General features: G+C 59.6%; 14 protein-coding genes. 8 read left to right on the top strand and 6 right to left on the bottom strand.

The window, feature by feature from the left end:
• Positions 1-78: 78 nt before the first annotated feature.
• Complete coding sequence (locus J2X66_RS23340) at positions 79-846, top strand: class III extradiol ring-cleavage dioxygenase (RefSeq protein WP_310269070.1); 768 nt, start codon at positions 79-81, stop codon at positions 844-846.
• 108 nt (positions 847-954) lie between these two features.
• Here the strand turns inward: J2X66_RS23340 and J2X66_RS23335 are convergent, their stop codons facing one another.
• The gene (locus tag J2X66_RS23335) at positions 955-2,628 is read right to left on the bottom strand and encodes a DEAD/DEAH box helicase (RefSeq protein WP_007943712.1); all 1,674 of its coding nucleotides are present in this window, start codon (positions 2,626-2,628) and stop codon (positions 955-957) included.
• A gap of 421 nt (positions 2,629-3,049) precedes the next feature.
• Here J2X66_RS23335 and J2X66_RS23330 point away from each other — a divergent pair, with 421 nt between their 5' ends.
• Positions 3,050-3,841 (top strand): crotonase/enoyl-CoA hydratase family protein, encoded by a 792-nt coding sequence (locus tag J2X66_RS23330; protein ID WP_310269066.1) that lies wholly within the window; start codon positions 3,050-3,052, stop codon positions 3,839-3,841.
• A 66-nt stretch (positions 3,842-3,907) separates the two neighbouring features.
• Here J2X66_RS23330 and J2X66_RS23325 read toward each other — a convergent pair whose 3' ends face one another.
• Positions 3,908-4,663 (bottom strand): spermidine synthase, encoded by a 756-nt coding sequence (locus J2X66_RS23325; protein ID WP_123432631.1) that lies wholly within the window; start codon positions 4,661-4,663, stop codon positions 3,908-3,910.
• Positions 4,664-4,825: 162 nt separating this feature from the next.
• Between J2X66_RS23325 and J2X66_RS23320 the strand changes: the two genes are divergently transcribed.
• Entirely contained in the window at positions 4,826-6,172 is a 1,347-nt protein-coding gene (locus J2X66_RS23320; protein WP_310269064.1) for a class II 3-deoxy-7-phosphoheptulonate synthase, read from the top strand.
• Positions 6,173-6,258: 86 nt separating this feature from the next.
• Here the strand turns inward: J2X66_RS23320 and J2X66_RS23315 are convergent, their stop codons facing one another.
• The gene (locus J2X66_RS23315) at positions 6,259-7,488 is read right to left on the bottom strand and encodes a winged helix-turn-helix domain-containing protein (protein ID WP_310269060.1); all 1,230 of its coding nucleotides are present in this window, start codon (positions 7,486-7,488) and stop codon (positions 6,259-6,261) included.
• Positions 7,489-7,552: 64 nt separating this feature from the next.
• The gene (locus J2X66_RS23310) at positions 7,553-7,768 is read right to left on the bottom strand and encodes a DUF1127 domain-containing protein (RefSeq protein ID WP_027925722.1); all 216 of its coding nucleotides are present in this window, start codon (positions 7,766-7,768) and stop codon (positions 7,553-7,555) included.
• A gap of 96 nt (positions 7,769-7,864) precedes the next feature.
• On the opposite strand from J2X66_RS23310, the gene J2X66_RS23305 reads away from it, so the two are divergent.
• Positions 7,865-8,719, top strand: a complete 855-nt coding sequence (locus J2X66_RS23305; protein WP_310269056.1) for a LysR substrate-binding domain-containing protein — start codon at positions 7,865-7,867, stop codon at positions 8,717-8,719.
• Here J2X66_RS23305 and J2X66_RS23300 read toward each other — a convergent pair.
• Complete coding sequence (locus tag J2X66_RS23300) at positions 8,709-9,458, bottom strand: sulfite exporter TauE/SafE family protein (RefSeq protein WP_310269297.1); 750 nt, start codon at positions 9,456-9,458, stop codon at positions 8,709-8,711. The two genes, J2X66_RS23305 and J2X66_RS23300, sit on opposite strands and share 11 nt — an antisense overlap.
• A 108-nt stretch (positions 9,459-9,566) precedes the next feature.
• Between J2X66_RS23300 and J2X66_RS23295 the strand changes: the two genes are divergently transcribed.
• The 4 genes from J2X66_RS23295 to J2X66_RS23280 all read left to right on the top strand — a co-directional run bounded on the left by J2X66_RS23295 (position 9,567) and on the right by J2X66_RS23280 (position 12,815).
• The gene (locus J2X66_RS23295) at positions 9,567-10,523 is read left to right on the top strand and encodes a LysR family transcriptional regulator (RefSeq protein ID WP_310269053.1); all 957 of its coding nucleotides are present in this window, start codon (positions 9,567-9,569) and stop codon (positions 10,521-10,523) included.
• A gap of 70 nt (positions 10,524-10,593) precedes the next feature.
• Positions 10,594-11,055 carry a MarR family transcriptional regulator gene (locus J2X66_RS23290; RefSeq protein WP_310269048.1) on the top strand — a complete coding sequence of 154 codons (462 nt, stop codon included), beginning with the start codon at positions 10,594-10,596 and terminating at the stop codon, positions 11,053-11,055.
• 290 nt (positions 11,056-11,345) lie between these two features.
• Positions 11,346-11,765 (top strand): organic hydroperoxide resistance protein, encoded by a 420-nt coding sequence (locus J2X66_RS23285; RefSeq protein WP_310269045.1) that lies wholly within the window; start codon positions 11,346-11,348, stop codon positions 11,763-11,765.
• 33 nt (positions 11,766-11,798) lie between these two features.
• Positions 11,799-12,815 carry an alpha/beta hydrolase gene (locus tag J2X66_RS23280; RefSeq protein WP_310269042.1) on the top strand — a complete coding sequence of 339 codons (1,017 nt, stop codon included), beginning with the start codon at positions 11,799-11,801 and terminating at the stop codon, positions 12,813-12,815.
• Between the two features lie 94 nt (positions 12,816-12,909).
• Here J2X66_RS23280 and J2X66_RS23275 read toward each other — a convergent pair whose 3' ends face one another.
• Complete coding sequence (locus J2X66_RS23275) at positions 12,910-13,479, bottom strand: elongation factor P (RefSeq protein ID WP_310269039.1); 570 nt, start codon at positions 13,477-13,479, stop codon at positions 12,910-12,912.
• Positions 13,480-13,509: the final 30 nt, after the last annotated feature.

Here is a 13,509-nt window from a genome sequence, read left to right as displayed (position 1 = left end):
AGACTCTAAAACTTATATTAGATTTAGATCAATGATCTGACTGAAGATGACGCCATCTTACCCCTCAGGAGCTCTTTCATGTTCCCCAGCCTGTACATATCCCATGGCTCGCCCATGTTGGCACTGGAACCGGGGGCCAGCGGACCGGCTCTAGCTCGATTAGCCGCCGAATTGCCGAAACCGAAAGCCATCGTGATTGTATCGGCGCATTGGGAAAGCAATGAGCTGCTGGTCAGCGGCAATCCCCGACCGGAAACCTGGCACGACTTCGGCGGCTTTGCGCAGGCGTTGTTCGACGTTCAGTACCCCGCACCCGGAAATCCCCATTTGGCGGCGCAGGTTGTCGATTTATTGAAGGCTGCCGATCTGCCAGCACGCATCGATGCCAAGCGCCCGTTCGACCACGGTGTCTGGGTGCCTTTGACGTTGATGTATCCGCAAGCCGATATCCCCATTGTGCAAGTCTCGCTGCCCACCCGTGGCGGCCCAGCCCTGCAAACCCGCGTCGGCCATGCCTTGGCCAGCCTGCGTGAGCACGGTGTGCTGTTGATCGGCTCAGGGAGCATCACACACAACTTGCGTGAACTGGATTGGCATGCAGGCCCGGAAAGCGTCGAACCTTGGGCCAAATCCTTCCGCGACTGGATGATCGAGAAACTCGCAGCCGACGATGAAGCGGCGCTGCACGATTACCGTCAACAGGCGCCCAATGCCGTGCGCAATCACCCTAGCGATGAGCATTTATTGCCGCTGTATTTTGCTCGCGGGGCTGGTGGCGAGTTCAGCATTGCGCATCAGGGGTTCACCATGGGCGCGCTGGGGATGGATATTTATCGTTTTGGCTGACCGGAAGACCGTGGCGCTGCTCGACAGGCAGGGCACAAACAGCAGGCAAAAAAAATCCCCGAACCAGTCGGGGATTTTTTATGTGCGATCAATCAGCTCAAGAGCGGATCAATCTTCGCGATAGCGACGCAGCTTCAACTGCTTACCGGCAACGCGAGTGTCCTTCAGTTTGGTCAGCAACTTCTCCAGACCATCTTCCGGCAGCTCGACGAGGCTGAAGCTGTCACGTACCTGGATGCGGCCGATGGCTTCACGAGCCAAACCGCCTTCATTCAGGATAGCGCCCAGCAGGTTCTTGGCAGCGATGCCGTCACGCGCACCCAGCGCGGTACGGCAACGAGCACGACCTTCAGCCAATGGAACCGGAGCACGACGCTCGCGATCACCACGGTCCGGACGATCACCGGTACGCTCTGGACGATCGCCACGCGGTGCGTTGTTCGGCACCAGTGGACGTTCTTTCTCGATGGCAGCCAGGGTCAACGCCTGAGCGTTGGTTGCCTTGCGCAGCAGAGCAGCGGCCAGCGCACGTGGAGTGCAACCGATGTCGGCAGTCAGGCGATCCAGCAGATCACCGTGGGTCGATTCGGCATCAGCAACCAGCGGCGACAGGCTGTTGGTCAGTTTCTTGATGCGGGCATCGAGAACGGCCTGAGCATCCGGCAGGCGAACTTCGGCAACCTTTTGACCGGTTACACGCTCGATCACTTGCAGCATGCGGCGCTCACGCGGAGTCACCAGCAGCAGTGCACGACCTTCGCGACCGGCACGGCCGGTACGGCCGATACGGTGAACGTAGGACTCTGGGTCGTACGGCATGTCAACGTTGAATACGTGAGTGATGCGCGGAACGTCCAGGCCACGAGCAGCAACGTCGGTCGCCACAACGATGTCCAGACGGCCATCCTTGAGGGATTCGATCACGCGCTCACGTTGGTTCTGAGCAATGTCACCGTTCAGCGCAGCGGCTTTGTAGCCTTTGGCTTCCAGGGCACTGGCCAGGTCCAGGGTCGCTTGCTTGGTGCGCACGAACATGATCAGGGCGTCGAAATCTTCCACTTCCAGCAGGCTCAATACAGCCGAGGTCTTCTGGTCAGCGTGAACCAACAGGTGAGCCTGTTCGATCGCAGTAACGGTCTGAGTCTTGGTCTGGATCTTCACGTGTTGCGGATCGCGCAGATGGCGTTCGGCAATGGCACGGATCGACTGTGGCAGGGTGGCCGAGAACAATACGGTCTGACGGGTTGCTGGCAGAGCCTTGAAGATGACTTCGAGGTCGTCCATGAAACCCAGTTTGAGCATTTCGTCCGCTTCGTCGAGAACCAGGTGGTTCACGGTAGCCAGGACTTTTTCGTCACGACGCAGGTGGTCGCAAAGACGGCCCGGAGTGGCGACAACGATCTGTGCGCCATTACGGATTGCTTTCAGTTGTGGACCCATAGGGGCGCCGCCGTAAACGGCCACAACGGTAACGCCCGGCATTTGCTTGGCGTAGGTTTCGAAAGCGGTTGCTACTTGCAGCGCCAACTCACGGGTTGGCGCCAGGATCAGGGCTTGCGGTTCGCGCTTTGCAGGATCGATGCGATGCAGGATTGGCAGGGCGAACGCGGCGGTTTTACCGGTACCGGTTTGCGCTTGGCCAATCATGTCGTGGCCGGCCATGATGATCGGGATCGATTGCTGCTGAATAGCCGAAGGCTCTTCGTAGCCGGTCGCAATGACGGCTGCAAGGATATTCGGATTAAGATTAAAAGCGGCGAAGCCGCCGGTTTCCTGGGTCATGGGTCTGCCTCTAAGTGCATCCGCAAAGACCCATGCTCCAAAGCTGCGCATGCCGTGTAAGACTCAAGAGTCGCCCTGGCTGCTTTGTCGGCGGGGATTTGCGAAAACGAATGAATGAAAAAGATTCGTCAAGGGAGAGTCCGCTGTGCGGACGTGCAGCCGAAGCTGACTTCGGGGAATTGCGCTACCTAAACGCGGCCCGGTTAAAGGCCGGCGCGCACTATACCGGAATTCGCCCAAAAAGGGAGCATTATTTGTCGGAAAACTGACGGATACACCGTTGTGTCACAGGCTTTGCGGATAATCCTGAGACGGTCTATTTTTCAAAGGCCCGGCCCTGCTGGTGATGACGCTAAAACGGTTCATCGTTAGCAAGCAGACCTGCGGTCTGACACACCCTTCCCGCTCGAGGAATTGTTCCATGAATCCGCCCGCTTGCAGTCGTGTCACCCGCGAACCACACGGTCATGTCCTGATGATCGGCCTGGATCGGGTGGCCAAGCGCAACGCCTTCGACCTTGAACTGCTCAACGAACTGAGCCTGGCCTACGGCGAATTCGAGGCCGACAACGAGGCGCGGGTCGCGGTGGTGTTCGGTCATGGCGAGCATTTCACCGCCGGGCTCGATCTGGTCAGTGCCAGCGCGGCGTTGGCCGAAGGCTGGCAGGCCCCGCCGGGAGGCTGCGATCCCTGGGGTGTTTTTGCCGGCCCCCGCGTCAGCAAACCGGTGATTGTGGCCGCGCAGGGCTACTGCCTGACTATCGGCATCGAATTGATGCTGGCCGCTGACATCAATCTGTGCGCCAGCAACACCCGATTCGCTCAGAAAGAAGTGCAGCGCGGGATCTTCCCGTTTGGTGGCGCGACATTGCGACTGCATCAAGTCGCCGGTTGGGGCAATGCGATGCGCTGGTTGCTGACTGGCGATGAATTCGATGCCCATGACGCGTTACATCTGGGTCTGGTGCAGGAAGTCATGGCCAGCGAGGATCTGCTGCCACGGGCCATTGAATTGGCCGAACGGATAGCCCGTCAGGCACCGCTGGGTGTGCAGGCGACGCTGATGTCGGCGCGGCAGGCGCGTTATGAAGGGGAAACCGCAGCGGCGCAGGGATTACCGCCGCTGGTGAAGAAGTTGTTGGCGAGCGAGGATGCCAAGGAGGGGGTGCGGTCGATGCTCGAGAAGCGGCCCGGGATCTTCAAAGGGTTTTGAGACCTGTGTTGGCTTAGATGGCCCCTTCGCGGGCAAGCCCGCGATGGGGCCATTACAGACAACACATCAAGTCGCCGGACGTATCGCCTTGATCAGCGACTGCAACGAATACCCCAATCGCGGCGCCAGCCCTTCGGCCCTTGCGACCAAACCGTCCATGTCCAACTCCTGATCCAGCTCCGAAGGGACGATCAAAATCACATTGCCCTCCTTCACCGGCAGCTCCCAGTAATGACGGTGATAAAGCCCGCGCAACAACGCCGCGCCCAACGGTTTGCCATCATCGGTGGCCCATTGGTTGATCACCAGCCAGCCACCAGGATTCAAGCGCTTTTGACAGTTTTCCAGAAAGCTCCAGGCCAGATGTCCGACACCCGGACCGACATCGGTGTAAAGATCGACGAAAATCAGGTCCGCCGGTTCAGCGGTGTCGAGTAACTCCAGCGCATCACCCACCCGGATATACAACCGAGGATCATCATCCAGCCCCAGGTATTCAATGGCCAGGCGCGGTACGTCCGGGCGCAATTCAATCGCTTCGACATCTTCCAGCGGCAGGAACTTCAGGCAGGCCTGAGTCAGCGTGCCCGCGCCAAGCCCCAGAAACAGCGCACTTTCCGGCTGCTCGTGGCACAGCGCACCGATCAGCATCGCCCGGGTGTAGTCGTACTCGAGCCAGCTCGGATCAGCGGTGAAGACGCAGCTCTGCTCGATGGCATCGCCGAACTCCAGAAAACGGTAGTCGGCGACTTCCAGCACGCGTATCACGCCGAACTCATCCTGTACCTCGGCGAGCAGATGCTCGACGCGCTCCTCAGTCATTTCGTCTCCTGATTGCTGCCGCGCCGGCCTGTGATAAACAGCAGCGCAATAAAACCGCGAGGGGGCGCGGCAAAGGCGCGATTGTCCGCGAAGCGACGGGAACAGGTCACGCACTAATTGCTGATAACATAACCGTCCGAGCGTAAAACACTAGAGAACGTGATGAGCCAACCCTGGAGCCCTGACAGCTGGCGCGCCCTGCCGATCCAGCAACAACCTCAATACCCCGACGCCGCGCATTTGCAGCAGGTCGAGCAAACCCTGGCCAGTTATCCGCCGCTGGTGTTTGCCGGTGAGGCCCGGGAGTTGCGCCGTCAGTTTGCCGAAGTGACCCAGGGGCGCGCCTTCCTGTTGCAGGGTGGCGATTGCGCCGAGAGCTTTGCCGAGTTCTCCGCCGCGAAAATCCGCGACACCTTCAAAGTCCTGCTGCAAATGGCGATCGTCATGACCTTCGCCGCCGGCTGCCCGGTGGTCAAGGTCGGGCGCATGGCCGGTCAGTTCGCCAAACCGCGTTCGTCCAATGACGAAACCATCGACGGCGTGACCCTGCCCGCCTACCGTGGCGACATCGTCAACGGCATCGGTTTCGACGAGAAAAGCCGCGTGCCGGACCCGGAACGCCTGCTTCAGTCTTACCATCAGTCCACCGCCACCCTGAACCTGCTGCGGGCGTTCGCCCAGGGCGGGTTTGCCGATCTGCATCAGGTGCACAAGTGGAACCTGGACTTCATCGCCAATTCGGCACTGGCTGAAAAATACAGCCACCTGGCCGACCGCATCGATGAAACCCTGGCGTTCATGCGCGCCTGCGGCATGGACACTTCGCCGCAATTGCGCGAAACCAGTTTCTTCACCGCCCACGAAGCGCTGCTGCTCAACTACGAAGAAGCCTTCGTACGGCGCGACAGCCTGACCAACGATTACTACGATTGCTCGGCGCACATGCTGTGGATCGGCGACCGCACCCGCCAGCTCGATGGCGCACACGTCGAATTCCTGCGCGGGGTGAACAACCCGATCGGGGTCAAGGTCGGCCCGAGCATGAACCCTGAAGATTTGATTCGCCTGATCGACGTGCTGAACCCGGACAACGATCCGGGCCGCCTCAACCTGATTGCGCGGATGGGCGCGAACAAGGTCGGCGATCATTTGCCGGCGCTGATCCGCGCAGTGCAGCGCGAAGGCAAGCAGGTGCTGTGGAGTTCCGACCCGATGCACGGCAACACCATCAAGGCCAGCAGCGGTTACAAGACCCGCGACTTCGCGCAGATCCTCGGCGAGGTGAAGCAGTTCTTCCAGGTTCACCAGGCGGAAGGCAGTTATGCCGGTGGCATCCACATCGAGATGACCGGGCAGAACGTGACCGAATGCATTGGTGGGGCGCGGCCGATTACCGAGGATGGGTTGTCGGACCGATATCACACCCATTGTGATCCACGGATGAATGCAGATCAGTCGCTGGAATTGGCGTTTTTGATTGCTGAGACCTTGAAACAAGTTCGGCGCTAGACCGCGTCGCTCCCTTCACGAGCAGGCTCACTCCCACAGGATTGCGTGAAACCTGTAGGGGTGAGCCTGCTCGCGATGAGGCCAGCCTAACCACCGCCACTTCCAGCCAATGCCACTCTTAACCTGTCGGCACTCACCCGCTGACAATTCAACTGCACCCGCTCAAGCCCCAACCAGTCCGCCATCCGCTGCAGATTGACCGCCAAAGCCTGCATCCCTTCATCATCCAGCCCCGGCTCTTCCTCGTGTACCGCGTGCACCGCCAGCCGCCCCAACGCTCGCTCCGCCCGCAGATCCACCCGCGCGGCAATCCGTTCGTTGTGCAAAAACGGCAACACGTAATACCCGTAAACCCGCCTGTCCTGCGGCGTATAAATCTCCAGCCGGTAGCGGAAATCAAACAACCGCTCGGTACGACTGCGTTCCCAGATCAGCGAATCAAACGGTGAAAGCAATGCACTGGCCGCAACCTTGCGCGGCACTTTCGGCTCGGGCAGGCAATACGCCGCTTGCCGCCAGCCTTGCACTTCGCAGGTCAGCAACTCACCGGCCTCGACCAGTTCCGCCAGACGCGGGCGACTGTCTGCTGGGTTCAAGCGAAAATAGTCCCGCAGGTCTTTTTCCGTGCCGACACCCAATGCCGTCACCGTATGCAATAACAGCCCGCGCTGAGCCTCGGCCTCACTTAATTCCGGCTGCTGCAAAATGGCCGAAGGAATCACCCGTTCCGGCAAATCATAAAGTCGTTCGAAACCACGCCGGCCGGCCACCGTCACTTCGCCGGCGGCAAATAGCCATTCCAGCGCATGCTTTTCCGCGCTCCAGTCCCACCACGGCCCGGCCCGTTCCTCACGAGTCGACAGGCTTGCGGCACCCAGTGCGCCGAGTTCTTCGACCGAGGCCAGCACCCGGCGAATCGTGTCCTGTTGTTCACGCCCGAAACGCGCCAGTTGCTGATAAATATCTTCGCCACGCGTAGCGCGCTGCATACGCCAACGCATCAGGGGATACATCGACAACGGCAACAACGAGGCTTCGTGCCCCCAGTACTCAAACAACGTGCGACGTCGGCCCTGGCTCCAGGCAGCCTGATCGAGTAAGTCGGATGAGTAATTTCCAAGGCGGGAAAACAAGGGAAGGTAGTGCGAACGCACCAACGCATTGACCGAATCGATCTGCAAAATGCCCAGCCGTTCGATCAGTCGGTTGAGTTGAACAGGTTTGATCGTCGCTGGCGGCTGGCGCCCGTTGAACCCTTGGGCAGCCAGTGCCAGACGTCGAGCTTGTCGGTTGGAAAAGGACAGCGTTGCGGGCATGAATACCTCCGTGTCTGCTCGCAACCTACCTCACCAGAGAGGGGTTTGTGTAGCAATGGCCTCATCATTTATGCATCGGATCATCCCAGAAGGGTCTGACCGATTCATGTTCGACATCGGCACGACTGACGCCTATGTCCTTCAGTGCTTCATCGCTCAGACTCGCCAGCAGTTCGCGCTCACGATGAAGTTCGTACCAGCGGGTAAACTTGTGCAGCAGATCGGATACCGCATGAATGGAGAATCTTTCTTCCGTTACGTGTTGATGTTGACCTTTCATCTCGTTGTCCTCCGTTGGGGATGGCTCAAGTCTCGCTCGAGGGATAAGATCAATCCAACGAATGTTTCTGATGGTAACCATCTCGGAGATTGATGGATGTCAGCTTTCCCCAGTATCGATACGGATGTTCTGCGCACCTTTGTCGCCATCGCCGACCAGGGCGGTTTTACCCGCGCCGGTGAATTGGTCAATCGCACGCAGTCGGCGGTGAGCATGCAGATGAAACGCCTGGAAGAGGACGTGTTGCAGCGCCAACTGTTCGAACGCGATGGGCGACAGGTCAAACTGACCGCCGAAGGCCAGGTTTTGCTGGGGTATGCGCGGCGCATCCTCAAACTCCACAGCGAAGTGTTCAACACGCTGCGTGAGCCGCACATGGTCGGCACCGTACGCATCGGTACACCGGACGATTACGTGATGCGTTTTCTGCCGGGGATTTTGTCGCGCTTCGCCAAGAGCTATCCGCTGATCCAGATCGAGGTTCACTGCGAATCATCAAAACAATTGCTGCAACGTCAGGACCTGGACCTGTCCATCGTCACCCGCGAGCCCGGCACCGAGATTGGCCAGTTGTTGCGCAAGGAACGTTTCGTCTGGGCCGAGGCGCAATGCTTCAGCGCCCATGAGCAGACGCCGTTGCCTCTGGCGATGTTCAACAGTGATTGTTTCTGCCGGCTGTGGGCGTGTAACGCACTGGATGCGATGGGCCGTGATTACCGGATTGCCTACAACAGTTCGAGCCTGTCGGCATTGATGGCCGTGGTCAGCGCCGGGCTGGCGGTGACGGCGCAACTGGAAAGCCTGATCACCCCGGACATGCGCATCCTCGGTGAGGCCGAAGACCTGCCGCAATTACCGGAAGCCTGCATCATGCTCGTGCGCAATCTGCACAATCCGTCGCCGATCACCGAGTGCCTGGCCGAGCACATCGTCGACGGCTTCAAACTTTAAACGCGAGCATCACCGCCGAGCACACCAGAAAACCGCAAAACAACCCGCGCAGCAGTCGCTCCGGCATTGCGTGGGCGATCTTTACGCCCCAACTGATGCTCATCAAGCCGCCGATGGCCAACGGCACGCCAATCAGCCAGTCGACCTGATGGTGCGCCGCATAAGTCACCAGCGTGACGCCGGTGCTGGGTAACGCCAGCGCCAGCGACAACCCTTGGGCCACCACCTGGCTGGTGCCAAACAGGCTGGTCAACACCGGCGTCGCCACCACTGCCCCGCCTACACCAAACAAGCCGCCCATGGTCCCGGAAGCCGCGCCGAGCACACCCAGCCATGGCCAGCCGTAATGCATCTGCGCCGAGGCGGGGGTATTGGCGATGAACATTCGGATCAGGTTGTAGGCCGACAGCGCCACGAGGAAGGCGACAAAGCCGATGCGCATGGTTTGCGCATCGATGCCGACCGCCCAGATCGAACCGATCCAGGCAAAACAGAACCCCATCGACGCCAAGGGCAACGCGTGGCGCAATTCAATGCGATTGCGTTGATGGTAACGCCACAGCGCCAGCATGACGTTGGGTACGACCATCACCAGCGCGGTGCCTTGGGCGATTTGTTGATCAAGCCCGAACAGCACGCCCAGCAACGGGATCGCGATCAAACCGCCGCCGATCCCGAACAACCCGCCGAAGGTGCCGAGGGCAGCGCCAAATACCAGATACATCACAAACTCGATCACAGGGAATTCCTCATTTGTCATGGGTGTTCATCCTACGCAGTCCGCGATGGCGCGGAAACGCACAGCAGCGCACAATGGCTGTGCCAACTTCGCACAGCCGTGATCGCCATGAACCCTAATCAACTGACCGAACAGCTCGGGCTGTTTCTTGATGTGCTGGAATCCGGGAGCTTCTCCGCGGCCTCCCGCCGGCATCCCCTGACCCCATCGGCCGTGGCGCGGCGCATCGACAGCCTGGAAAACGCCGTCGGCAGCCAGTTGTTCACCCGCAGCACCCACGCCGTGATGCCGACACCGGCGGGCCTGGCCTTTGCCGAGCGCGCCCGACGAATCGTCGCAGAGCTTCGGCTGGCACGGGCCGAAGCGGTGTCCCTGAGCAGCGCGCCGGAAGGCTTGATCAGAATCGATGCGCCCGCGGCATTCGGGCGACGGCATCTCGCCCCGGTGATTGCCGATTTCCTGATGCTGTACCCCGGCCTCGACGTGCAACTGCACCTGATCGACAGCTTCGTCGACATGCAAGGCTTGAATCTGGGCAAGGTCGATCTGGTGCTGCGCGCCGGGCAGATGGCCGACACCCGGCTGGTAGCCACGCCACTGGCGAGCTTGGTGCGCGTTGCCTGCGCCAGCCCGGACTATTTACAACGCCGCGGCGTGCCGACCGAGCCCGCACAGTTTGTCGATCACGACGGTCTCGATTGGGATGGCCTGGCCCCGCCCTTCGCCTGGCGCTTCGAACGTGACGGGCAGATGCAGTTGCACCGCCCGGCGCGGATCCGCATGAGCGCCAACAATGCCGAGGCGTTGCTCTGTGGCGCCCTGGCCGGGCTGGGCATCGCCCACCTGCCGACCTGGCTGGCCAGCGAATACCTGCTGCGCGGTGAACTGCTGCCGCTGTTCTGCGATAACGGGCTGCCCAAACCGGAGAGCGCCGGCATCTATGCCTTGCGACTGGCGCAACAACCCAACTCGCGCAGCCGGTTGCTGCTGGAATACCTGAAGACGCGCTTCAGCCCCATCCCGCCGTGGGACCTGGCACTGCAAAACACGCTGGATCGCCACTAGTCGAAAATTATATGGCGCATTAAAGATTCGCCCGCTAGATTCATGAGGACTACCGATCAAGGCTTTTGAGATGACCACCGAACGCGACACCCCGGATAACTGCGAACAACTGCTGCTGGATAATCAGGCCTGTTTCGCCCTGCACTCGACTTCGCTGCTGATGACCAAGGTCTATAAGCCGCTGTTGCAAGCGCTGGGCCTGACCTATCCGCAATACCTGGCGATGATGGTGCTGTGGGAACGCGATGGTCTGACCGTGGGTGAAATCAGCACGCGCTTACTGACCGATCCCGGTTCGCTGACGCCGTTGCTCAAACGCCTGGAGGTCGAAGGTTTGCTCAGTCGTACCCGCAGCCGCGAAGACGAACGGGTGGTGATCGTCGAACTCACCGAACAGGGCCGCGCCTTGCGGGAACGGGCACGCAGCATTCCACAGTGCATCCTCGGCGCCAGCGGGATGACCGTGGAGCGACTGAACAAATTGCAAGCGGAGCTGCAAGTGCTGCGCGGCAATTTGCAGAACAGCCTCTGATCCCCAAATCAACCTGAATCCCCCTGTGGGAGCGAGCAGGCTCGCTCCCACAATTGGTTTTGTGGTGCCCTTCCAGCCTCGTTCAGCACTTCCTCGAAAAATTTTCAGTCCTGAAAATCTCGCCTCGACCGCTCTAGCTCAGCCCTCCGTATCATCCGCCCAAATCCCGACCAAAACTTTTTCAGAAATTTATATTGCGCGCAAAATACTTGCGCGATACATTCACCTCGCACTTACTTAGCGCGCAAATATTTAGCGCGAAACATCCAAACCCGAATGAGGCTCACACCATGCAAACTCTCTACACCGCAATCGCAACCTCCACTGGCGGCCGTGATGGTCGCGCCGTTTCCAGCGACAACATCCTCGACGTCAAACTCGCTACCCCGAAAGAACTCGGCGGCGCGGGCGGCGCAGCAACCAACCCTGAGCAACTGTTCGCAGCCGGTTACTCTGCCTGCTTCATCGGCGCCCTGAAATTCGTCGCCAGCCAGACCAAACGCACCATCCCGAACGACGCCTCGATCACCGCCCATGTCGGCATCGGCCAAATCCCTGGCGGCTTCGGTCTGGACATCGACCTGCACATCAGCCTGCCGGGGCTTGAACAAGCCGACGCGCAATCCCTGGTCGACGCTGCCCACCAGGTCTGCCCGTACTCCAACGCCACCCGTGGCAACGTCGATGTGCGCCTGCACATCACCGTCTAACCGCTGATCCCAAGGCCCGAACAGGAAACGAACATGAACGCTTTCAGCAAAGTCTTGACCGGCACCCTTCTCGCCCTGTCCATCGGCAACGCGTTTGCAGGCGACGGTGTTGAACACAACACCCAGGCCTTCCTCGACGTACTGAATGCCGGCACCGGCAAACCGATGGAGCAACTCACCCCGAAAGATGCCCGCGCCGTGCTGACGGGTGCGCAAGCCTCGGTGAAACTGACACTGCCTAAAGCGGATGTCAGCGAGAAGACTATTCAAGTCAATGGCCAACCGCTGCGCCTGACCATCGTTCGGCCGGCCGGGGTCAAGGGCGAACTGCCCGTGTTCATGTTCTTCCACGGTGGTGGCTGGGTATTGGGCGACTTCCCGACCCACGAACGATTGGTGCGTGATCTGGTAACGGGCTCGGGGGCCGTTGCGGTGTTCGTCAATTACACCCCATCGCCGGAAGCGCATTACCCGGTGGCGATCAACCAGGCGTATGCGGCGACCCAATGGGTGGCCGAGCACGGCAAAGAGATCAATGTCGACAGCAAGCGCCTGGCCGTGGCCGGCAACAGTGTCGGCGGCAACATGGCGGCCGTGGTTGCGCTGATGGCCAAGGACAAGGGCACTCCGGCGATCAAGTTCCAGGTGCTGCTGTGGCCGGTGACGGATGCGAACTTCGACACGACGTCGTACAACCAGTTTGCCGAGGGCCACTTCCTCACCAAAAACATGATGAAGTGGTTCTGGGACAACTACACCACCGACGCCAACCAGCGTAGCGAGGTTTACGCCTCGCCGCTGCGGGCAACCACCGCCCAACTGAAGGGCTTGCCACCTGCACTGGTGCAGACGGCGGGCGCTGACGTGCTGCGCGATGAGGGTGAGGCCTATGCTCGAAAGTTGGATGAGGCCGGGGTGGCGGTGACGTCGGTTCGCTACAACGGCATGATCCACGACTACGGTTTGCTCAACGTGGTGAGCCAGGTGCCTGCGGTGCGTTCGGCGATGCTGCAAGCGTCGCAAGAGCTCAAAGAACACCTGAAGAAGTAACACCACTCCTACAGGGGTGCAACGTTGAATTCGAAATTGCGCCCACAAAAAAGCCCGACTCAATGGCCGGGCTTTTTCATTCCTCAAGCAGTGCTTATTTAGCACGGCCTTTGTAGGAACCGCCTTCGCGGGTATCGATTTCGATCATGTCGCCGATTTCGATGAAGTCAGCAACCGACAGCTCGGTACCGTTCTTCAGTTTGGCAGGCTTCATTACCTTGCCGGAAGTGTCACCGCGAGCGGAACCTTCGGTGTAGTCAACCTGACGCACGATAGTGGTCGGCAGTTCTACGGAAACCAGACGCTCTTCGAAGAAGATCGCTTCGCAAACATCGGTCATGCCTTCTTCAACGAAAGGCAGAACGGCTTCGATGTCTTCGGCGTTCAGCTCGTACATGGTGTAGTCAGTGGTGTCCATGAACGTGTAGGTGTCGCCGCTGATGAAGGACAGGGTCGCTTCTTTGCGGTCGAGGATTACGTCGTCCAGTTTGTCGTCGGCGCTGTAAACGATCTCGGTCTTGTAACCGGTCAGCAGGTTTTTCAGCTTGGTCTTCATGATCGCGCTGTTACGACCGGATTTGGTGAATTCAGCTTTCTGAACCAGCCAAGGATCGTTGTCGAGACGGATCACGGTACCGGGTTTCAGTTCTTTACCAGTTTTCATTGCGAATATCCGAATTTGGATGGGATTTAC

Origin of the sequence: Pseudomonas sp. 3296 (assembly GCF_031456615.1) — a bacterium.
In the GTDB taxonomy this organism is placed as follows: domain Bacteria; phylum Pseudomonadota; class Gammaproteobacteria; order Pseudomonadales; family Pseudomonadaceae; genus Aquipseudomonas; species Aquipseudomonas mucoides.
The sequence above is the reverse complement of the archived record's forward strand: the minus strand, read 5'-3'. Positions and strand labels throughout refer to the sequence as shown.